The sequence below is a fragment of the Streptomyces griseorubiginosus genome (assembly GCF_036345115.1).
In the GTDB taxonomy this organism is placed as follows: domain Bacteria; phylum Actinomycetota; class Actinomycetes; order Streptomycetales; family Streptomycetaceae; genus Streptomyces; species Streptomyces griseorubiginosus_C.
Genome location: NZ_CP107766.1, coordinates 3,860,198 through 3,880,870, shown reverse-complemented (window position 1 = coordinate 3,880,870; position 20,673 = coordinate 3,860,198). Strand labels below are relative to the sequence as shown.

The window sequence follows — 20,673 nt, the reverse complement described above, 5'->3', positions numbered from 1 at the left end:
GACAGCCCTTCCGGGTGTCCCATGGAAGGAGAGGGAACCGACCCTCGGCCGAGCAACCCCTACCGACGGAGAGTGTGGTCATGGGCGCACGCGCCTGGGCGCTGCTGCTCGTCCTCTGCGGAACGATCTTCCTGGAGGGCGCCGACATCGCGATGATGGCCGTCGCCATCCCCTCGATCCGCTCCGACCTGGGTCTCGCCACCGACACCGCGGCCTGGGTGATGAGCGCCTACGTGCTCGGCTACGCCGGCTTCACCCTGCTCGGCGGCCGCGCCGCCGACCTGCTCGGGCGCCGCCGGATGTTCCTGCTCTGGCTGGCCGTCTTCCTCGTCTTCTCGGGCCTCGGCGGCCTCGCCACCGAGGGCTGGATGCTGGTCGTCGCCCGCTTCGTCACCGGCGTGGCCGCCGCCTTCATGACACCGGCGGCCCTGTCCCTGATCACCACGTCGTACGAGGAGGGCCCGCAGCGCAACAAGGCCCTGCTGGTGTACGCCGGCACCGCGGCCGGTGGTTTCTCCCTCGGCCTGGTGATCGGCGGCCTGCTGACCGCGCTCGGCTGGCGCTGGGTCTTCTTCGCGCCGGTGCTCATGGCCGGCGCCCTGCTGGTCGCCGCCTTCCGGCTCATCCCGCGCCGGCCCGCCCCGCCCCCGACCGGACACGGCTTCGACCTGCTCGGCGCCCTGACCGCCGCCGGCGCCATGCTGCTGGCCGCCTACGCCGTCGTACGCCTGGAACACGGTCTGGACGCGTGGTGGTCGACAGCGGCGTCCGCCCTCGCGGCGCTGCTGCTCGGGGTCCTGTTCGTGGTCGTGGAACGCCGGTCCGCGCACCCGCTGGTGCGGCTCGGGATCCTGCGCAGAGGTCCCGTCGTACGGGCGGACCTCGGGGCGCTGCTGTTCGTCGGGGCCTTCTTCGGCTTCCAGTTCGTGGTGACGCTCTATCTCCAGGAACTGCGCGGCTGGTCCTCGGTGCGGACCGCGATCGCCCTGGTGGTCATGGGCTGCGACGCGGTGCTGGCCCCCACCCTCACCCCGAGGCTCGTCGCCCGTTTCGGCAACGTGCGGGTGATCGTCGGCGGCTTCCTGCTGGCGGTGCTCGCCTACGGCCTCTTCCTGCCCGTCGGCATGGACTGGCCGTACCTGGCGATGTTCCCGACGCTGTTCCTCGCGGGCACCGCCTTCGCGCTGGCGTACGGACCGCTGACGATCGCGGCGACGGACGGGGTCGCCGAGTCCGAGCAGGGCCTGGCGAGCGGGCTCCTGCACACGGCGACCCAGTTCGGCTCGGCGATCGGGATCGCCGCGGTGACGGCGGTCTACGGCCTCGCGGCGGGCGAGTCCAGCGGCTCCGGACCCGAGGCCAGGCTCTCCGCCTTCCGTACGGCACTGACCGTGCCGGTCGTCATGGTCGTCCTGGGACTGCTGATCTCCCTCCTGAGCGTCCGCGCGGTGCGCAGGGCGTCCCAGGTGAGCAGCGACAGCGCCAGCCAGACCAGCGCGAACCCGGCCCACCGCTCGGGCGGCATCTCCTCGTGGAAGTAGAGGACGCCGAGCAGGAACTGGAAGACCGGGGCCAGGTACTGCAGCAGCCCCAGCGTGGACAGCGGGACCCGGATCGCGGCGGCGCCGAAGCAGACCAGGGGGAGCGCGGTGACGACGCCGGTCGAGGCGAGCAGCGCCGCGTGCCCCGGACCCTCGGCGGTGAAGCTGAGGTCCCCCCGCGAGCTGAGCCACAGCAGGTAACCCAGGGCGGGCAGGAACTGGATCGCGGTCTCGGCCGCCAGCGACTCCACCCCGCCGAGGTTGACCTTCTTCTTGACCAGGCCGTAGGTGGCGAACGAGAAGGCGAGCGTGAGGGAGATCCACGGCGGCTGCCCGTACCCGATGGTGAGGACCAGCACCGCGGCGGCGCCGACCCCGACCGCCGCCCACTGCACGCGCCGCAGCCGCTCCTTCAGCAGCAGCACGCCCATGGCGATGGTGACGAGGGGGTTGATGAAGTACCCGAGCGAGGCCTCGACGACATGGCCGGAGTTCACGGCCCAGATGTAGACGCCCCAGTTCACGGTGATGACGGCGGCGGCCACGGTGATCAGCGCCAGCCTGCGGGGCTGCCGCAGCAGCTCACCGGCCCAGGCCCAGCGCCGTACGAAGACCAGCGCGACGGCGACGAAGACGAGGGACCACACCATCCGGTGGGCGAGGATCTCGGCGGCTCCGGCGGGCTTGAGCAGCGGCCAGAACAGGGGCACGAGGCCCCACATCCCGTACGCGGCGAAGCCGTTCAGCAGACCTATGTGCCGCTCGCCTCTCGACTTCACGGACCCTCCTCCTCGCACGTCGCCGCCTGCTCGACGGTAACGCCGAGCACCCCCGCCTGTCATGCCCGTATCGCTATACGGTCATGACAGGCGGGGGTGGGGCGCCCAGGGGCTGCCGGGGGAGTGAGGTCAGCCCTTGAGCGCGACCGCGATGGACTCGGCGATCGGGGTGGTGGGACGGCCGGCCAGACGGGACAGGTCACCGGAGGAGACGACCAGCTCGCCCTTCTCGATGGAGGCGTCGACACCGGCGAGGGTCGCGGCGAGCGGCCCGGGCAGCCCGGCGCCGGTCAGGATCCCGGTGTAGGCCTCGACGGAGACGGCGTTGTAGGCGATCTCCTTGCCGGTCTGCTTGCTCAGCTCGGCCGCGTACTCGGCGAAGCTCCAGGCCTCGTCACCGCCGAGCTCGTACGTCGAGTTCTCGTGCCCCTCGCCGGTCAGCACGGCGACCGTGGCGGCCGCGTAGTCGGCGCGCGAGGCGGAGGAGACGCGGCCGTCACCGGCGGCCTGGACGACGGCGTTGTACTCCAGGACGGGGGCGAGGTTCTCGGTGTAGTTCTCGTTGTACCAGCCGTTGCGCAGCAGCGAGTAGGGCAGGCCGGAGGCGAGCAGCGCCTCCTCGGTGGCCCGGTGGTCGTCGGCGAGCGCGGCGGTCAGGGACCCGGGGGCGCTGGTGTACGCCAGCAGCGCCACGCCCGCGGCCTTGGCGGCGTCGATGACGACCTGGTGCTGGGCGGGGCGGCCCTTCTCGAACTCGTTGCCGGAGATCAGCAGCACCTTGTCGCCGGCCGCGAAGACGCTGTCGAAGGTCTCGGGGCTGTTGTAGTCGGCGACGGCTATCCTCACGCCCTTCTCCGCGAAGTCGGCGGCCTTCTCCGGGGTGCGGACGACGGCGGTGATCTGCTCGGCCGGGACCTTCTCGAGCAGCTGCTGAACGACGTGGCGGCCGAGGTGTCCGGTGGCTCCGGTGACGACGATGCTCATGATGTGCGATCTCCTAGTGGGGTGCGTTGGCACTAACCCTAGGGGAGGCGCTAACTCTGCGAAAGTACCCACTTTGAAGTAAGGTACTGGCATGTCGGTAAGTACGGAGAAGATCCTCTCGGAGGCGGCGGCCACCCAGGGCGAGGCGATGTGCCCCCACCGCCTGGTCCTGGAACACGTGACGAGCCGCTGGGGCGTCCTGGTGCTGATGCAACTCCTGGACCGCCCGTACCGCTTCAGCGAACTCCGCAGGGCGATCGGCCGGGTCAGCGAGAAGATGCTGACGCAGACGCTCCAGACCCTGGAACGGGACGGACTGGTCCACCGAGACGCCCAGCCGGTCATCCCCCCGAGGGTCGACTACTCCCTCACCCCCCTGGGCCGCGAGGCAGCAGAACAGGTACAGGCGCTGGCGGAGTGGACCTCCCGCCGGATGGCGGCGGTACTGGAGGCACGGGAGAGGTACGACACGGAGAAGAAGCAGGCCTGAGCGGCCCTCTTGCACCGGCGGCCCGGACAGGTGAACGACCGGGGCCCGGATGCCGAGTCGCATCCGGGCCCCGTGCACGCGGTGGGTCAGCCCACCACCGTCCAGGTGTCCCCGCCGGCCAGCAGTGCCCCCAGGTCCCCCTTGCCGTTCTGTTCGATCGCCGCGTCCAGTTGGTCCGACATCTGGGTGTCGTAGACCGGGCGGTTCACCGAGCGGAAGACGCCGATGGGGGTGTGGTGGAGGGTGTCCGGGTCGGCCAGGCGGGAGAGGGCGAAGGCGGTGGTCGGGGAGGCGGAGTGCGCGTCGTGGACCAGGATCTGCGACTCGTTCGACGGCGTCACCGGTACCACCTTCAGGTCGCCCGTCGCCGCGTCCCGGACGACCCCCTTGGACAGGTCCGCGCCGAAGCGGATCGGCTGCCCGTGCTCCAGGCGGATCACCGCCTCCTCGGCCTGCTGCTTGTCCTTGAGGGCCTCGAAGGCGCCGTCGTTGAAGATGTTGCAGTTCTGGTAGATCTCGATGAGGGCCGTACCCGGGTGGGCGGCCGCCTCCCGCAGTACCGACGTCAGGTGCTTGCGGTCCGAGTCCACCGTCCGCGCCACGAAGGACGCCTCCGCGCCGATCGCCAGCGACACCGGGTTGAAGGGCGCGTCCAGCGACCCCATCGGCGTCGACTTCGTGATCTTGCCGACCTCGGAGGTGGGGGAGTACTGCCCCTTCGTGAGGCCGTAGATCCGGTTGTTGAACAGCAGGATCTTCAGGTTCACGTTCCGGCGCAGGGCGTGGATCAGGTGGTTCCCGCCGATCGAGAGGGCATCACCGTCACCCGTCACCACCCACACGCTCAGGTCCCGGCGCGAGGCCGCGAGCCCCGTCGCGATCGCCGGCGCCCGCCCGTGGATCGAGTGCATGCCGTACGTGTTCATGTAGTACGGGAAACGGGACGAGCAGCCGATGCCCGAGACGAAGACGATGTTCTCCTTGGCCAGCCCGAGCTCCGGCATGAAGCCCTGGACCGCCGCGAGGATCGCGTAGTCACCGCAGCCGGGGCACCAGCGGACTTCCTGGTCGCTCTTGAAGTCCTTCATGCTCTGGCGCGCCTCGGCCTTGGGGACGAGCGAGAGTGCCTCGATCGTGCCCGTGCCTTCCGTGGACGTCTCAGCCATCGATGGCCTCCTTGAGAGCCGTGGCGAGCTGTTCGGCCTTGAACGGCATGCCGTTGACCTGGTTGTAGCTGTGCGCGTCGACCAGGTACTTCGCCCGCACCAGCGTGGCGAGCTGCCCGAGGTTCATCTCGGGGATCACGACCTTGTCGTACGCCTTCAGCACCGCGCCCAGGTTGCGCGGGAAGGGGTTGAGGTGGCGCAGATGGGCCTGCGCGATCGACTCGCCGGCCGTCCGCAGCCGCCGTACCGCCGCCGTGATGGGCCCGTACGTCGACCCCCAGCCCAGCACCAGCGTGCGCGCCTCGTGCGGATCGTCGACTTCCAGATCCGGTACGTCGATCCCGTCGATCTTGGCCTGCCGGGTCCGGACCATGAAGTCGTGGTTGGCCGGGGCGTAGGAGATGTTCCCGGTCCCGTCCTCCTTCTCGATGCCGCCGATGCGGTGTTCGAGACCGGGGGTGCCGGGCACCGCCCAGGGCCGGGCGAGGGTCTGCGGATCGCGCTTGTAGGGCCAGAAGACCTCGGTGCCGTCGTCCAGCGTGTGGTTCGGGCCCTGCGCGAACTGCACGGTCAGGTCCGGGAGTTCGTCCAGCTCGGGGATGCGCCAGGGCTCGGAGCCGTTGGCCAGGTAGCCGTCCGAGAGCAGCATCACCGGCGTGCGGTAGCTCAGCGCGATCCGGGCCGCCTCCAGCGCCGCGTCGAAGCAGTCGGCCGGGGTGCAGGGCGCGACGATCGGCACCGGCGCCTCGCCGTTGCGCCCGAACATCGCCTGGAGCAGGTCCGCCTGCTCGGTCTTGGTCGGCAGACCGGTGGACGGCCCGCCTCTCTGGATGTCGATCACGAGCAGCGGCAGCTCAAGGGAGACCGCGAGACCGATCGTCTCGGATTTCAGCGCCACCCCCGGACCGGAGGTGGTGGTGACGGCCAGCGAACCGCCGAAGGCCGCCCCCAGCGCCGCGCCGATGCCCGCGATCTCGTCCTCGGCCTGGAAGGTCCGTACACCGAAGTTCTTGTGCTTGGACAGCTCGTGCAGGATGTCCGAGGCCGGGGTGATCGGGTACGAGCCCAGGAACAGCGGCAGGTCCGCCTGGCGGGACGCGGCGACCAGTCCGTAGGACAGCGCGAGGTTCCCGGAGATGTTGCGGTAGGTGCCGACCGGGAAGGCCTTGGTGGCCGGGGCGATCTCGTAGGAGACCGCGAAGTCCTCGGTCGTCTCGCCGAAGTTCCAGCCCGCCCGGTAGGCCGCCAGGTTCGCCTCGGCGATCTCCGGCTTCTTCGCGAACTTGGTCCGCAGGAACTTCTCGGTGCCCTCGGTGGGCCGGTGGTACATCCACGACAAGAGGCCGAGCGCGAACATGTTCTTGCTGCGCTCGGCCTCTTTGCGACTGAGGTCGAAATCCTTGAGGGCCTCGACGGTCAGCGTGGTCAGGGGGACCGGGTGAAGGCTGTACCCGTCGAGTGACCCATCCTCCAGCGGCGAGGCCGCGTACCCCACCTTCTGCATCGCCCGTTTGGTGAACTCGTCCGTGTTGACGATGATCTCCGCGCCCCGGGGCAGATCGGCGATGTTCGCCTTCAGGGCGGCGGGGTTCATGGCCACGAGCACGTTCGGCGCGTCCCCGGGCGTGAGGATGTCGTGGTCGGCGAAGTGGAGCTGGAAGGAGGAGACCCCCGGCAGGGTTCCGGCAGGGGCCCGGATCTCGGCGGGGAAGTTGGGAAGGGTGGACAGGTCGTTGCCGAAGGACGCCGTCTCCGAGGTGAAACGGTCCCCGGTGAGTTGCATACCGTCACCGGAGTCACCCGCGAAACGAATGATCACCCGGTCGAGACGGCGGACATCCTTCACGCCCGGCTCTTTGCGCTGCTCTCCCACGACGGCTTCGTCGGCCTGCTCCGCTGGGCTGCTGACCTGACTGGTCACTGAACTGGACCTCCCTCGAGGCGGCTGTTCGGGAGCGGCCTTCCCGCAGGCCTTCCCAGGATCAACCCTACGACCGCAGGGTTCGCCTTCCCTCGGCCATTCGCATGATGGACATGGTTCTGAGACGGTTTGCCGCCCTGACTTGTCACCATTTGCACGCCCCCCGGCGCTTTCCTTGAAGACGCTCCCTCGGTTCCCGCGGTTCTCCAGTTTTCTGACACAGTGTCAGATGTTCATGAGTTCAGATAGGTGAGCACGGCCAGCACCCGCCGGTGGTCCCCGTCGCTCGGCGACAGCCCCAGCTTCAGGAAGATGTTGCTGACGTGCTTCTCCACGGCCCCGTCGCTGACCACCAGCTGCCGCGCGATCGCCGAGTTGGTCCGCCCCTCGGCCATCAGCCCGAGCACCTCCCGCTCCCGGGGGGTGAGGCCCGCGAGCACATCCTGCTTACGGCTGCGTCCCAGCAGCTGAGCGACCACCTCGGGGTCCAGGGCGGTACCGCCCTCGGCCACCCGTACCACCGCGTCCACGAACTCACGCACCTCCGCGACCCGGTCCTTGAGCAGGTACCCCACCCCGCGGCTGGACCCGGCCAGCAGCTCGGTGGCGTACCGCTCCTCCACGTACTGCGACAGTACGAGTACCCCGAGTCCGGGATGTGTCTTGCGCAGTTGTACGGCGGCTCGCACACCTTCGTCGGTGTGCGTCGGCGGCATCCGCACATCGGCCACGACGACGTCGGGCAGCTCGCCCTGGGCGTCCAGCTCACCGATGGTCTTGACCAGCGCGTCCCCGTCTCCCACACCGGCCACGACGTCGTGCCCGCGGTCGGTCAGCAACCGGGTCAGGCCCTCCCTCAGCAGCACTGAATCCTCGGCGATGACCACCCGCACCCTGTCCTCCACGACTTCGGCCCCCCAGCCCACTCCATGCCACCCACTGAACAAGTCCAGCATTCCAGCATTCGGATGCGGAGGGGGCGGGGGCAGCGGGATTAGGGGGTGGCAGATACGAACAAAGGCGCGAGAGTAGGGGGTCACGGCTGGATCCCGGTCACATTCCAGCCCGTCCGGCGTTTGAGGACGAGGCCCCTTCGGGGCCGACGGGGGACTGGGGGCGGAGCCCTCAGGGGCGGCGGTCCGGGGCGGGGTCGAAGGGGCAGCGCCCCTGGTGGGGGTCCCCCTCTGGGGGAGGGACGGGTAAGGGCGGCGGGGGCGAAACCCCCCACCGCCCCGTCACACGGAACCCGTCACACCCGATCCCCCCGCCAAGGCAACTCCGCCGTCACCCGAGTAGGCCCCCCGACCGGCGAATCCACCACCAGAATCCCGTCGACCGCGTCCAACCGCTCCGCAAGCCCCGCAAGCCCCGACCCGGAGGACGCATCGGCCCCACCCACCCCGTTGTCCACGACCTGCAACAACAGCCGGTCCTCGACCCGCCACACATCCACCGCAGCCCACGTCGCCCGAGAATGCTTGCTGATGTTCTGCAACAGCTCCGACACCGTGAAGTACGCGATCCCCTCGATCGCCGGCGCGGGCCGCGACGGCAGATCCACCTCCACCTGCACCGGCACCGTGCAACGCGAGGCCACCGAGGACAGAGCCGCGTCCAGCCCCCGGTCCGTCAGCACCGCCGGATGAATCCCCCGCGCCAGATCGCGCAGCTCCTGGAGCGCCGTCTTCACCTCACCGTGCGCCTCGTCCACCATCCGCGCCGCCGCCGCCGGATCCTCCGTGAGCTTCTCCTTCGCCAGCCCCAGATCCATCGCCAGCGCCACCAGCCGGGCCTGCGCCCCGTCGTGCAGATCCCGCTCGATCCGCCGCAGATCCGCCGCCGCCGTGTCCACCACGACCCCCCGGTCCGACTCCAGCTCCACCACCCGCGCCGACAGCCGGGTCGGCCCCAGCAGCCCGTGCACCATCACCCGGTCCACCGTCGTCAGCGCCCGCACGATCCAGGGCGTCGCCAGCGTGAACAACAGCCCCACCAGCGCGGTCACCCCGATCTCGAACGGGTTGTCCAGGTAGATGTGGTGGGTCTCGTCGCCGTAGAGCTGAAGCCCGTCCTGCCCGACGTACGCCGGGAAGACCCAGAACCACAGCGGATACGTCAGCAGCGCCCAGCCGTACACCCAGAAGTTCACCGCGACGACGAACGAGAACACCGCCCACGGCAGGTGCAGCACCGAGTACAGCAGCGTCCGCCACGACGTCCCGCTCTTGAGCACCGCCCCGATCCACGCCATGAACCCGGATCCCCGCGCCCTGAGCGGCTCCGGGTCCGCGACCTCCAGGTCCAGCAGCCCCCGCGCCCGCGCCCGCTCCAGCGCCCCGAGCCCACGGCACCCGGCGAGTCCCGCCGCGAAGACCGGGATGCCGAGGAAGGTCACCAGCAGTCCCGCGCCCAGCGAGACCATCGTGACGGCGTACGTGAACATCACGATGCTGATCGGCAGGCTCAGCAGCACATAGCCGAGCTCCCGCCAGGTCCGCCCCTCGAACGGCGCCCGCAGCCCCGCCGGCACCCGATGCCGCCGCACTTCCCCGGGGAACCCGAGCCCACTGTCGTACCCGTAGTCCGTGGCCATCGACGTCGTCCTTCTTCCTCGTCCCGCCCTGCGGTGCCCTACCGGCTGTCCCACCGGTTGTCGTACCTCCACCCTGCTGCGCCGCAGCTCAACGGACCATGGAGGCCGTCGGCGTCTTGGAAGGGGGGTTTTCCCCACCCTTCCCCTCTGCTACGGCCTTTCCGAGGCCCGGTCCCGCCACGGCAGCTCCGCCGTCACGACCGTCGGCCCGCCCGGCGGCGAGTCGATGACGAACAGCCCGTCGACCGCGTCGAGCCGCTCCGCGAGCCCGCGCATACCGGTGCCCCCGTCCAGCCGGGCACCGCCGCGGCCGTCGTCCCACACCTGGATGAGCAGCCGGTCCTCCGCCCGCCACACGTCGACCGACGCCGACCGCGCCCCACTGTGCTTGCTGATGTTCTGCAGCAGCTCCGAGACGGTGAAGTAGGCGATCCCCTCGATCGCCTGGACCGGCCGCGAGTCGAGGTCGGCGGTCACCTTCACCGGCACGGTGCAGCGCGAGGCGACCGAGGACAGGGCGGCGTCGAGCCCGCGGTCGGTCAGTACGGCGGGATGAATCCCCCGCGCCAGATCCCGCAGCTCCTGCAACGCCAGCTTCACCTCGCCGTGCGCCTCCGCGACCATCGCCTGCGCGTACTCGGGGTCCTCCAGGAGCTTCTCCTTCGCGAGGCCGAGCCCCATGGCCAGATTGACCAGCCGGGCCTGCGCCCCGTCGTGCAGATCGCGCTCGATCCGCCGTAGATCGGCGGCTGCCGTGTCGACCACGACCCCCCGGTCGGACTCCAGTTCGGCGATACGGCGTTCCAGCTCGTCGGAGGGCGACAGCAGCCCCCGCACCATCGCCCGGTCCACGTTGGCCAGACCCCGCGCGATGAACGGCAGCACCGGCCACAGCACGAACAACGACGTCAACGTCACGGTGAAGGTCAGCACCCCCCACGGCAGCCGGATGAAGTCGTACAGCACCGTCCGCCAGCCCACGGGGTCCTTCACCCCCATCCACAGCTGGGCGAAGAAGCCGTTGGCGCCGTTCTTGGCACGCCACGGCAGCCGGCTCGGCTCGTCCACCCGCACACCCAGCAGCGCCCGGGCCCGCGCCCGCTCCAGCTTGCCCAGCTGCCGCGCGCCCAGCAGACCGGCCGCGAGCAGCGGGAAACCGATCACCGTCACGGTCAGCCAGAAACCGGTGAACAGCACCGTCACGACGTAGACGAATCCGAAGACCGACACCGGAAGGTTCGCCAGGAGGTGCGCGATCTCCTTCCAGGTGTGCGCGTCATAGGCGAGACGGGCCGGTGGCAGCCGGCTGCCCTCGCCGCTTCCTGCGGCGGTCACGGCACGGCTCGGGGAGGAGTGGCGTTCGGTCATATGGGCTAGCGTGCCGCGCGCGCGGGCCGTGCGCCATGAGGCGGACCGCCGCGCCGTGCTGGGGAAAACCCCACCCCTGTTCCTTTAGGGGGTGACGGGCTGCTTACCGTGCCTTTACGAGGGCCTAGACTCCCGTGCGTACAGATCGTCGAACAGCGGTGTTCAGCAGCTCACAGGGAGCGAGGGGCGGACGTGCCGGAACCGACCGTCGTCGGTGCAAGCGCCGTCGATCCGACTGTCGTCGCGGCGGACTACTTCCAGTCGTACTCGGTCGTCGGACTGCTCGCCGTCGTCGGCGTGCTGTTCGTCGCGGTCGCCTTCGGCGCCGGACGCCTGCTGCGACCCGTGGTCCCCACCCCCGAGAAACTCCTGACGTACGAGTGCGGAGTCGACCCCGTCGGCGAGGGCTGGGCCCACACCCAGGTCCGCTACTACGTCTACGCCTTCCTCTACGTCATCTTCGCCGTCGACTCGATCTTCCTGTTCCCCTGGGCGACGGTCTTCGCGGCGCCCGGCTACGGCGCCACGACCCTCGTCGAGATGTTCATCTTCCTGGGCTTCCTCGCCGTAGGGCTGTTGTACGCGTACAAGAAGGGTGTCCTGGCATGGACGTGACCCCCGGCGCCGACCTCGCTGCCACGGAACCCGTTCTGCTCCCGGAGCCGAAGCGGCTGGGCGCGCTCGCCCGTCTCGCCCCCGAGCCGATGAAGGTGGTCCTCAACTGGGGCCGCCGGTACTCCCTCTGGGTCTTCAACTTCGGCCTCGCCTGCTGCGCGATCGAGTTCATCGCCGCGTCGATGGCCCGCCACGACTTCATCCGCCTCGGCGTCATCCCCTTCGCGCCGGGCCCCCGCCAGGCCGACCTGATGGTCGTCTCCGGCACGGTCACGGACAAGATGGCCCCGGCCGTGAAGCGTCTGTACGAACAGATGCCCGAGCCCAAGTACGTCATCTCCTTCGGCGCGTGCAGCAACTGCGGCGGCCCCTACTGGGACTCCTACTCGGTCACGAAGGGCGTCGACCAGATCATCCCGGTGGACGTCTACGTCCCGGGCTGCCCGCCGCGCCCCGAAGCCCTGCTCCAGGGCATCCTGAAGCTACAGGAGAAGATCGCCAGGGAGTCGCTGGGGGAGCGGTACGGGGTGACGTCCGGGGCGTCCGGGACGTCCGGGAGGTCCGGGGGTCGCGCGTCGGTGGCGGCGCTCCAGAGCGGGTTGGTGCAGGGACCGGACAAGGCGACCGAACCTGTTTCTGGCACTGATTCTGGTTCTGATTCTGGGGCTGGTTCTGGGTCTGGTTCTGTTGAGGGGGGTGCGCGGTGACGGCCGTCGGCTGGCTGCCCGCCCCCGCTGCGGAACTGTTCGGTCCGGAGGCGACCGCGGAGGAGTCGTACGAGGTCCTCACGGTGGACGTCCCGCCTGCGTCCTGGCTCACCGCACTGGCTGTCGCCCGCGACGAGCTGGGCTGCACTTACTTCGACTGGCTGAGCGCGGTCGACGAACCCGGCACCGGCTTCCGCGTGGCGGCCCACGTGGCGGCCCTCTCCCCGGTACGACGCCTGCTGCTCCGCACAACCGTCCCCCACGAGACCCCGGTCCTCCCCACCGCCGTCGACATCTACGCGGGCGCCGCCTGGCACGAACGCGAGACCCACGAGATGTTCGGCGTCACCTTCGAGGGCCACCCGTCCCTCGACCACCTCCTGCTCCCGGAGACCTTCGAGGGCCACCCCCTGCGCAAGGACTTCGTCCTGGCCGCCCGGGTCGCCAAGGCCTGGCCCGGCGCGAAGGAACCGGGTGAGTCCGAACACGGCGGCCCCAAGCGCCGCCAGATGCTCCCCCCAGGAGTCCCCGACCCCAACGACTGGGGCCCCCAAAAGGGCCAACTCCCCCCCACCCCAACCCGCCCCACCCGCACGCCCCGCCCTTCCTCCGACCGGCCTGTGCGTCGGGGGCGGTCGGCGGCGGAGGGGTCGGCGAGTCAGGTGGAGACGCCGGGGGCCGGGGCCGCTGGCGGTGCCGTTGCCGGGGCGGGGGCTGCGGGTGGGGTTCCGCGTCGGGCGCGGTCGGCGTCGGAAGGTTCGGCGAGTCAGGCGGGGGAGTCCGGGACGCCGGGCGCGGCGGCGAGCGCTCCGCGTCGGGCGCGGTCGGCGTCGGAAGGTTCGGCGAGTCAGGCGGAGGGGGTCGGGACGCCGGGTACGGCAGCCGAGGGTTCGGCGAGTCAGGCCGAGGCGGCGCCCGGTGCGGGCGCGGCTGCGGGCGCTGGGACGCGTCGCGTGAGGTCGGCGGCCGAGGGTTCCGTGAGTCAGGCCGGGACCGGGGCTGGGGCGACAGAGGCGGGGGCCGGTGCTCCGGGTGCCCCGCCCGCAGGCGTGCCCCGGCGCACCCGTACCGCTGCGCAGGGCTCGGCCGGCCAGACGGCGCCGGGAGCCGACCGCACGGGCGACGGTCCCGCAGCCCAGGCCGACGGGACGCCCGCGGCCACTGCTCCGGCAACCGGCTCGCCCGAGTCCTCGTCCACGACCCCGGCGAAGGGCTCGCCCGGGGCAGACGCACCCACCTCACCGCACCCGGCAGGAAGCGGCGCCGCTCCGGCCGGGCCGCGTCGGGCTCGCAGTGCCGCAGGCGGTTCCGCGAGCCAGCGCACCACGCCCACCTCCGAACCGTCGTCCGACGACACGAGCTCCACCCCCGCGCGCCCCAAACCCACTACCCTCCGCAGCCCGGACGCCCCGTGGCACCACGCCCGCCCCGCCTTCGACGACCCGGCAACGGAACGCCCGCGCGCCCCCCAGGACGCGGAATCCCCCCAGAGCCCGGAACCGCCCCAGGTCCCCGAAAAGCCCTCGGCGTCCGCAGAGCCGACCCCTGAGGCCACCGCACCGACCCCCGAACCGGCCGCGCCAGAACCCCAGGACACCGCCCCGACCCCCGAGGACCCCACCGCCGACGGTCCAACCCCTGACGACTCAGCCGCTGACAGCGACGACTCGAACCGGGACGACCCGCCGAGCCCAGACACCTCAACCCCCCACCCCCGCACCCCCGACAACCCGCCAGGAGGCCCGCAGTGAACGACGCTCTCGACGTCGCCGTGCGACTCCTGATCGTCTTCGTCGTCTTCCTCACCTTCCCCTTGATCATCGGCCAGACCGAGCACAAGGTGATGGCCCATATGCAGGGCCGCCTGGGCCCCATGTACGCCGGCGGCTTCCACGGCTGGGCCCAACTCGTCGCGGACGGCGTCAAGTTCGCCCAGAAGGAAGATGTCGTACCGGCGGGCGCGGACCGCCGTATCTTCCAACTCGCCCCCGCCGTCGCCCTCCTGCCCTACCTCCTCGTCCTCCTCGCCATCCCGATCGGCCCCGGAGAGGGCGCCGTGGGCGAGGTCGTCGACGCGGGCGTGTTCTTCGTGCTCGCCGTCATGGGCGTGGGAGTCCTCGGCTCCCTCATGGCCGGCTGGGCCTCCGCCAACAAGTTCTCCCTCCTCGGCGGCCTCCGCACCGCCGCACAGCTCCTCGCCTACGAACTCCCGATGCTGCTCACCGCCGCCTCGGTGGCGATGGCGGCCGGCACGGTCTCCCTCCCCGGCATCCTCGACTCCTTCGAGTGGTGGTGGCTCCCCTGGCAGATCGTCGGCGCGATCGTCTTCTTCGTCGCCGGCCTCGCCGAACTCCAGCGCCCTCCCTTCGACATGCCCGTCGCCGACTCGGAGATCATCTTCGGTGCCTACACCGAGTACACCGGCCTCCGCTTCGCCCTGTTCCTCCTCGCCGAGTACGCCGGAATCGTCGTCCTGTGCGGCCTCACCACCGTCCTCTTCCTGGGCGGCTGGCACGGCCCCTGGGGCGCCGACGGTCTCGGCTGGGTCTGGACCCTCCTCAAGACAGCCCTGCTCGCCTTCGTCGTCATCTGGCTCCGCGTGACCTACCCCCGCCTGCGCGAGGACCAGCTCCAGAAGCTCTCCTGGACCCTCCTCGTCCCCCTCTCCCTCGCCCAGATCGCCCTCACCGGCATCGTCAAGGTGGTGATCCAGTAGCTATGGCCCCGATTCCCGGCAGCGGCCTCGCCAAGGGCCTGGCCGTCACCCTGCGCACGATGACGAAGAAGACCGTCACCGAGCAGTACCCCGACACCCAGCCCGATCTCCCGCCCCGCACCCGCGGAGTGATCGGCCTGTTCGAGGAGAACTGCACGGTCTGCATGCTGTGCGCCCGTGAGTGCCCCGACTGGTGCATCTACATCGACTCCCACAAGGAGACGGTCCCCGCCGCGGCCCCCGGTGGCCGCGAACGCAGCCGCAACGTCCTCGACCGCTTCGCCATCGACTTCTCCCTCTGCATGTACTGCGGTATCTGCATCGAGGTGTGTCCTTTCGACGCCCTGTTCTGGTCCCCGGAGTTCGAGTACGCCGAGACCGACATCCGCGACCTCACCCACGAGCGGGACAGGCTCCGCGAGTGGATGTGGACCGTCCCGGCCCCGCCCGCCCTCGACCCCGGCGCGGAGGAACCGAAGGAGATCGCCGCCGCCCGCAAGACCGCCGAGAAACTGGCGACGACCCAGCCCAAGCCGACAGACCCGCCCGGGCCCACCACCGAGCCGGCCAGGGACGGTGAGCCGAACACCCCGTCGTCCACAGCGAAGTCCCAGCCACCTGCCCCACCGAACGCCGGACCAGCCACACCTGGCCCCGAACCGACGGGCCCAGCTGGACCGAAGCCGGGAGCGACTGACCCTGCCGGGCCGAGCCCCGAGTCAACGGAGCCAGCCAGTCCGAAGGCAGGACCGACGGACCCCGCCGGATCGAGCCCCGAGCCGACGGACCCCGCAGGAAAGAACCCCGAGCCGACCGAGCCGCCCACCGGGCCGACCGCCCCCGAGGGAGACACCCCGTGACCCTCGCTGTAGCCACCGGGACGGCGGCGCACCCCACGCTCACCACAGTCGCCGCCGAATCCCACGGCTTCCTCTCCCCGACCGGCGTCGAGGTCGCCTTCCTGCTCGTCGGTCTGGTCACCTTCGGCGCCGCCCTCGTCACCGTCACCACCAAGCAGCTGGTGCACGCCGCCCTGTGGCTGGTGGTGGCCCTCGGCGGCCTCGCCGTCGAATACCTCCTGCTCACCGCCGAGTTCATCGCCTGGGTGCAGGTCCTCATCTATGTCGGCTCCGTCGTCGTCCTCCTTCTGTTCGGTCTGATGCTCACGAGGGCCCCCATCGGCCGGTCCCCGGACGCCGACTCCGGCAATCGCTGGGCCGCCCTCGCGGTGGCCGTCGCCGCGGCCGCGGCCCTGGTCTGGGTGGTCGTGGACGCCTTCCGCACCACCTGGATCGACCTGGACGGCCCCGCCGCCGGCTCCACCGAGGCCACCGGTGCCAGCCTCTTCCAGAACTGGGTCCTCCCCTTCGAGGCCCTCTCCGTCCTGCTCCTCGCGGCCCTGGTCGGCGCGATCGTCCTGTCCCGCAAGGCGAAGGCGGAGTCGAGCTCTCCCCCTGTGAACTCCCGAGCCGCGACCGGTAGTTCCCCATCCGCCCCCAATTCCCGTATTCACCCGATAGGGCGAAATGGGTCATCCACGGGAACCGAGCCGGTCAAGGGAACGGGGACGACCGAGGCAGCCAGGCCGACGGGAGGCAAGTCGACTGGGACCGGGCGAGCCGGGACAGAGCCGACCGGAGGAAAGCCAGCTGGCCTCGAGCCGACCGGAAGCAAGCCAGCCGGCACCGAGTCCACTGGCCCCGCGTCCACCAAAACCGCGTCCACCAAAACCGCGTCCCCCGGAACCGAGCCCGCCGACCAGGAAGGTGCCCGCTGATGCACCTCGCCTATCCCGCCGTGCTCTCCGCCCTCCTCTTCTGCACCGGTCTCTACGGAGTCCTCGCCCGCCGCAACGCCATCCTCGTCCTGATGTCGGTCGAGCTGATGCTCAACGCCGTCAACCTGAACCTGGTCGCCTTCGACGTCTGGCTGAGCAAGGCCGCCGAGGAGACCCTGCACTCCGGCCAGGCCCTGACCCTGTTCACCATCGCCATCGCCGCGGCCGAGATCGGCATCGGCCTCGCGATCGTCCTCGCCGTCCACCGCAACCGCGGCACCGCCGACATCGACAAACTCCGCGACACCGCCGAGGGCCACGGCCCCGACGACTCCGACGACGACGCCCACACCGCCGAGCAGACCGCGGAGACCGGGCGGACCGGGAAGGCTGAGGCCACCGCGTGACCACGACCACCCTCGCCGTCCTCGTCCCCCTCCTCCCCTTCCTGGGCGCCGCGGCCGGCCTGCTCCTGGGCCGCACCGCTCCCGGCTTCGTCCGCCCCCTCGCTGTCGTCCCGACGCTCGCCGCCCTCGCGCTCGCCGCGGTGGTCGCCGTACGCCAGGGCGGCGACCAGACGGTGAACGCGGCCACCGAACTCACACCGACCGGCTCGGTCCCGATCGAACTCGCCCTGCACATCGACGGCTTCGCCGCCCTCGTAGCTGTCCTGGTCGCCTTCGTCGCCACCTGCGTGCAGATCTACTCGATGGGCTATCTGCGCGACGACCCGCGCTACCCCTCGTACGCCGCTCTCGTCTCCCTGTTCACCTCCGCGATGCTGCTCGTCGTCTACTCCGGCGACCTGATCGTGCTGCTGGTCGGCTGGGAGATCATGGGCATCTGCTCGTACTTCCTGGTCGGCCACTACTGGGAGACCCCGGAGGCCCGCGCCGCCTCCCTCAAGGCCTTCCTGGTGACCAAACTCGGTGACGTCCCCTTCCTGATCGGCCTGTTCGCGCTGGCCACCGACGCGGGGTCCTTCCAGATCACGAAGGTCCTCGACGCCGTCGCGCACGGCGGACTCGACCACCCGACCCTGATCGCCCTGCTCCTCCTCGCGGGCGTGGCGGGCAAGTCGGCGCAGTTCCCGCTGCACACCTGGCTCCCCGACGCGATGGCGGGCCCCACGCCCGTCTCCGCGCTCATCCACGCAGCCACGATGGTCGCCGCCGGTGTCTACTTCATCGCCCGTCTCCTCCCGGTCTTCGAGGCCTCCCAGGCCGCGATGGTGGTCCTCGCCGTCATGGCCGCCGTCACGATGCTCGGCTCCGGTCTCGCCGCCCTCGCGCAGGACGACATCAAGCGCGTCCTCGCCTACTCGACGATCGGTCAGCTCGGCTACATGACCGGCGCCCTCGCCGTCGGCGACCGCGGCGCCGCCGTCTTCCATCTCCTGTCCCACGGCGCCTTCAAGGCGCTGCTGTTCCTTGCGGCCGGCGTGATCATCCACGCAGCCGGCACCAACTCACTGGCCGCCATGTCCCGTATGAAGGACCTGCGCGCCCGTATTCCCGACGCCTTCTGGACGATGACCGTGGCGCTTCTCGCGCTCGCCGCGATCCCGCCCTTCAGCGGCTTCTTCTCCAAGGAGTCCGTCCTCGGCGCCGCCGAGCACGTCGCCACCGGCCACACCGAGCACGCCCCCGGCGCCGCCGGCTGGATCACCCTGGTCGCCGGCCTCGTCACGGCCCTGCTCACCGCCGCGTACGCGACCCGGCTGTGGCTGCTGGCCTTCAACGGGCGAGGCACCGAGGCCCCCGACCACGGCCGGCAGCCGCTGACGATGACCGTGGTGCTGTGGGTCCTCGCGGCCCCCTCCCTCGCCCTCGGCGCGTTCGCCTACCGCGTGCTGCCCGACTGGTTCGACGGACGCGACCTCACTCCGACCCTCACCACCTCCGTCCTCGGCACGGGCGTGGCCCTGATCGGCGGCCTGGTCACCTACGCCGCCTGGCGCCACACCAGCGCGGTCGCGGCCCGTCTGCCGCTGGGCGCGGTCGCCGCCCACCCCGAGGGCGACGCCGGACTGGTCGAGGCCGAGGCCATCGCCACCCACGAGCCCGCCTACGGAGACGTGGCCTACGCGCCCGACCCCGCCGACCCCGGCCGGCTGCTGCTCGGGCCCCTGCACCGCCACGCGGCCGTCGGCTTCCACCTGGACGCCCTGTACTCGACCGTCTTCGTCCGCCCGGTCCAGGCCGGAGCCGCCCTGGTGCGGTTCCTGGACCGGGAGGTCGTCGAGACCTACGTACGCGGCGCGGGCGCGCTGCCCCGCTGGCTCGGCGTCGCCGTACGGCGAGCGCAGACCGGCAATCTCCAGACCTATGTGAGCGCGCTGCTCGCCGGCACCGTCGTCCTCGCGGTCGCCGTCGTCCTCGTCGCCACTGGAGCGTGAGCAGGCGTGATCGATATCAACGAGTCCGTGATGCAGTTCCTTCTGGCATTGATCGTGGCCGGACCGCTTCTCGGCGCCGTCACGGCCTTGCTGCCCGCCCCGCCCGGTCTGAAGGGGAAGTCGCCCGAGCAGGCGGTGCTGCGGCACGGCGTGACCGTCACCGGCGTGATCCTCATCGCCGCGATCGTCCTCGCGCTCGGCTTCGACCACGACCATCCGTCGAAGATGCAGGCCACGACCGACATCAACTGGATCCCCGCACTCGACGTGCGCATCCACCTCGGCATCGACGGCATCTCCCTCCCCCTTCTGGTCCTGACCGCGCTGCTGACCTTCCTCTGCGCGCTCTACTCGTACTTCAAGATGCCGTCGGGTCCCTCCCCGAAGGCCTTCGTCGCGCTGCTGCTCGTCCTCGAGTCCGGCACCCTCGCGACCTTCGCCGTCCTCGATCTGCTGCTGTTCTTCCTGGCGTTCGAGACGGTGCTCATCCCGATGTACTTCCTCATCGCCCGCTGGGGCGGCGAGGACCGTCAGGCCGCCGCCTGGCGCTTCATCCTCTACACCCTGCTCGGCTCGGTCGTCATGCTGCTCGGCCTGCTCCTGATCGGGATCAAGGCGGGCACATTCGACATGGTGGCACTCGCCACTGACAACGGCCGGTCGCTGACCGCATCCGTGCAGGTCATCGCGGTTCTGGCGATCGGGATCGGGCTCGCGGTCAAAACCCCGATGTGGCCGTTGCACAGCTGGCTGCCGGACGCCCACACCGCCGCCCCGACCGTCGGCTCGGTCCTGCTGGCCGGCGTCCTGCTGAAGATGGGTACGTACGGGTTCGTCCGGATTCTGCTGCCGATCGCACCGGACGGCTTCCGCGACTTCGCGCCCTACCTCGCCGCCTTCGCGGTCGTCGGGATCATCTACGGATCCCTGGCCTGTCTCGCCCTCGCCAAGCGGGGCGCGAAGGGTGACCTCAAGCGCCTCATCGCCTACTCCTCCGTCGGCCACATGGGCTTCGTCCTCCTCGGCATCGCCACCATGACCCCGACCGGCGTGAACGGCGCCCTGTTCGCCAACATCGCCCACGGCCTCATCACCGGCCTGCTGTTCTTCCTGGTCGGCGCGCTGAAGGACCGTACGGGCACCACCGACCTGGACACCCTCGCCGAGGAGACCGGTGCCGCCCTGTACGGCAAGGCCCCCCGCCTCGGCGGCCTGCTGGCCTTCGGCGCCGTCGCCTCGCTCGGGCTGCCGGGTCTCGCCGGATTCTGGGGCGAGATGCTGGCCCTGTTCGGCGCCTTCAAGCCCGCCGCGGACCTGAGCCGCCCCGCCTTCCTCACCTTCATGGCGATCGGCGCGTTCGGCACCCTCCTGACGGCCGCGTACATGCTCGTCGTGGTCCGCCGCGTCTGCATGGGCGCCGCACCTCAGGACGCCCCGCAACTGGCCGACGTCCACACGTACGAGTTCGCCGCCTGGACGCCGCTCGTCGCCCTCACCGTCGTAGCGGGCCTGTGGCCGAAGGCCCTCCTGGGCCTGACCGACCCGGCCGTGCAGCAGCTCCTCGCAGGAGGCAACCGATGAGCACCCTGGCCGCCGTGGCCCAGCCGTTGGCCCATCC

General features: G+C 70.7%; 16 protein-coding genes and 2 pseudogenes. 11 read left to right on the top strand and 7 right to left on the bottom strand.

Features of this window, described 5'->3' with window-relative positions; translation table 11 throughout:
* Positions 1–80: 80 nt before the first annotated feature.
* Positions 81–1,283: pseudogene (locus OHN19_RS17385) on the top strand (MFS transporter); the annotation flags it as partial.
* A 32-nt stretch (positions 1,284–1,315) separates the two neighbouring features.
* Here OHN19_RS17385 and rarD read toward each other — a convergent pair.
* Positions 1,316–2,320, bottom strand: a complete 1,005-nt coding sequence (gene rarD, locus OHN19_RS17380) for an EamA family transporter RarD (RefSeq protein ID WP_330265053.1) — start codon at positions 2,318–2,320, stop codon at positions 1,316–1,318.
* A gap of 129 nt (positions 2,321–2,449) precedes the next feature.
* A complete protein-coding gene (locus tag OHN19_RS17375; RefSeq protein WP_330265052.1) occupies positions 2,450–3,304 on the bottom strand; it encodes an SDR family oxidoreductase in 855 nt (284 codons plus the stop codon).
* Positions 3,305–3,395: 91 nt separating this feature from the next.
* Here OHN19_RS17375 and OHN19_RS17370 point away from each other — a divergent pair, with 91 nt between their 5' ends.
* Complete coding sequence (locus tag OHN19_RS17370; RefSeq protein WP_330265051.1) at positions 3,396–3,794, top strand: helix-turn-helix domain-containing protein; 399 nt, start codon at positions 3,396–3,398, stop codon at positions 3,792–3,794.
* Positions 3,795–3,880: 86 nt separating this feature from the next.
* On the opposite strand, the gene OHN19_RS17365 is transcribed toward OHN19_RS17370, so the two are convergent.
* The 5 genes from OHN19_RS17365 to OHN19_RS17345 form a co-directional block, all read right to left on the bottom strand.
* On the bottom strand, positions 3,881–4,960 hold the full coding sequence (locus tag OHN19_RS17365) for a 2-oxoacid:ferredoxin oxidoreductase subunit beta (RefSeq protein ID WP_330265050.1): 1,080 nt from the start codon (positions 4,958–4,960) through the stop codon (positions 3,881–3,883).
* Positions 4,953–6,881: a 2-oxoacid:acceptor oxidoreductase subunit alpha gene (locus OHN19_RS17360; protein ID WP_330265049.1), complete on the bottom strand. Its 1,929-nt coding sequence runs from the start codon at positions 6,879–6,881 to the stop codon at positions 4,953–4,955. Before OHN19_RS17360 ends, OHN19_RS17365 begins: the two co-directional genes overlap by 8 nt.
* A 233-nt stretch (positions 6,882–7,114) precedes the next feature.
* Positions 7,115–7,774: a response regulator transcription factor gene (locus OHN19_RS17355; RefSeq protein ID WP_030327239.1), complete on the bottom strand. Its 660-nt coding sequence runs from the start codon at positions 7,772–7,774 to the stop codon at positions 7,115–7,117.
* Between the two features lie 356 nt (positions 7,775–8,130).
* Positions 8,131–9,474, bottom strand: coding sequence for a sensor histidine kinase (locus tag OHN19_RS17350; RefSeq protein WP_330265048.1), 1,344 nt, complete (start codon positions 9,472–9,474; stop codon positions 8,131–8,133).
* A 150-nt stretch (positions 9,475–9,624) separates the two neighbouring features.
* Entirely contained in the window at positions 9,625–10,842 is a 1,218-nt protein-coding gene (locus tag OHN19_RS17345) for a sensor histidine kinase (protein ID WP_330265047.1), read from the bottom strand.
* 192 nt (positions 10,843–11,034) lie between these two features.
* Between OHN19_RS17345 and OHN19_RS17340 the strand changes: the two genes are divergently transcribed.
* The 9 genes and pseudogenes from OHN19_RS17340 (at position 11,035) to OHN19_RS17300 (ending at position 20,636) form a co-directional block, all read left to right on the top strand.
* Positions 11,035–11,457, top strand: coding sequence for an NADH-quinone oxidoreductase subunit A (locus tag OHN19_RS17340; protein ID WP_330265046.1), 423 nt, complete (start codon positions 11,035–11,037; stop codon positions 11,455–11,457).
* Positions 11,448–12,164, top strand: a complete 717-nt coding sequence (locus OHN19_RS17335) for an NADH-quinone oxidoreductase subunit B family protein (RefSeq protein WP_330265045.1) — start codon at positions 11,448–11,450, stop codon at positions 12,162–12,164. Before OHN19_RS17340 ends, OHN19_RS17335 begins: the two co-directional genes overlap by 10 nt.
* A complete protein-coding gene (locus OHN19_RS17330; RefSeq protein ID WP_330265044.1) occupies positions 12,161–13,915 on the top strand; it encodes an NADH-quinone oxidoreductase subunit C in 1,755 nt (584 codons plus the stop codon). The genes OHN19_RS17335 and OHN19_RS17330 overlap by 4 nt, the downstream gene beginning before the upstream one ends.
* Positions 13,912–14,880 carry a complex I subunit 1 family protein gene (locus tag OHN19_RS17325; protein WP_330265043.1) on the top strand — a complete coding sequence of 323 codons (969 nt, stop codon included), beginning with the start codon at positions 13,912–13,914 and terminating at the stop codon, positions 14,878–14,880. Before OHN19_RS17330 ends, OHN19_RS17325 begins: the two co-directional genes overlap by 4 nt.
* 2 nt (positions 14,881–14,882) lie before the next feature.
* Complete coding sequence (locus OHN19_RS17320) at positions 14,883–15,740, top strand: NuoI/complex I 23 kDa subunit family protein (protein ID WP_330265042.1); 858 nt, start codon at positions 14,883–14,885, stop codon at positions 15,738–15,740.
* Positions 15,737–16,454: pseudogene (locus tag OHN19_RS17315) on the top strand (NADH-quinone oxidoreductase subunit J); the annotation flags it as partial. The gene OHN19_RS17320 and the pseudogene OHN19_RS17315, both read left to right, overlap by 4 nt.
* Before the next feature lie 202 nt (positions 16,455–16,656).
* The gene (gene nuoK, locus OHN19_RS17310) at positions 16,657–17,064 is read left to right on the top strand and encodes an NADH-quinone oxidoreductase subunit NuoK (RefSeq protein WP_330265040.1); all 408 of its coding nucleotides are present in this window, start codon (positions 16,657–16,659) and stop codon (positions 17,062–17,064) included.
* Positions 17,061–19,055, top strand: a complete 1,995-nt coding sequence (locus OHN19_RS17305; protein WP_330265039.1) for an NADH-quinone oxidoreductase subunit L — start codon at positions 17,061–17,063, stop codon at positions 19,053–19,055. The genes nuoK and OHN19_RS17305 overlap by 4 nt, the downstream gene beginning before the upstream one ends.
* Positions 19,056–19,061: 6 nt before the next feature.
* Complete coding sequence (locus OHN19_RS17300; protein WP_330265038.1) at positions 19,062–20,636, top strand: NADH-quinone oxidoreductase subunit M; 1,575 nt, start codon at positions 19,062–19,064, stop codon at positions 20,634–20,636.
* The last annotated feature ends 37 nt before the right edge of the window (positions 20,637–20,673 follow it).

Coding starts and splice junctions, on each gene's coding strand:
- OHN19_RS17375 (WP_330265052.1), bottom strand. CDS start 3,304: ATGAGCATCGTCGTCACCGGAGCCACCGGACACCTCGGCCGCCACGTC.
- OHN19_RS17370 (WP_330265051.1), top strand. CDS start 3,396: ATGTCGGTAAGTACGGAGAAGATCCTCTCGGAGGCGGCGGCCACCCAG.
- OHN19_RS17365 (WP_330265050.1), bottom strand. CDS start 4,960: ATGGCTGAGACGTCCACGGAAGGCACGGGCACGATCGAGGCACTCTCG.
- OHN19_RS17350 (WP_330265048.1), bottom strand. CDS start 9,474: ATGGCCACGGACTACGGGTACGACAGTGGGCTCGGGTTCCCCGGGGAA.
- OHN19_RS17345 (WP_330265047.1), bottom strand. CDS start 10,842: ATGACCGAACGCCACTCCTCCCCGAGCCGTGCCGTGACCGCCGCAGGA.
- OHN19_RS17335 (WP_330265045.1), top strand. CDS start 11,448: ATGGACGTGACCCCCGGCGCCGACCTCGCTGCCACGGAACCCGTTCTG.
- OHN19_RS17320 (WP_330265042.1), top strand. CDS start 14,883: ATGGCCCCGATTCCCGGCAGCGGCCTCGCCAAGGGCCTGGCCGTCACC.
- nuoK (WP_330265040.1), top strand. CDS start 16,657: ATGCACCTCGCCTATCCCGCCGTGCTCTCCGCCCTCCTCTTCTGCACC.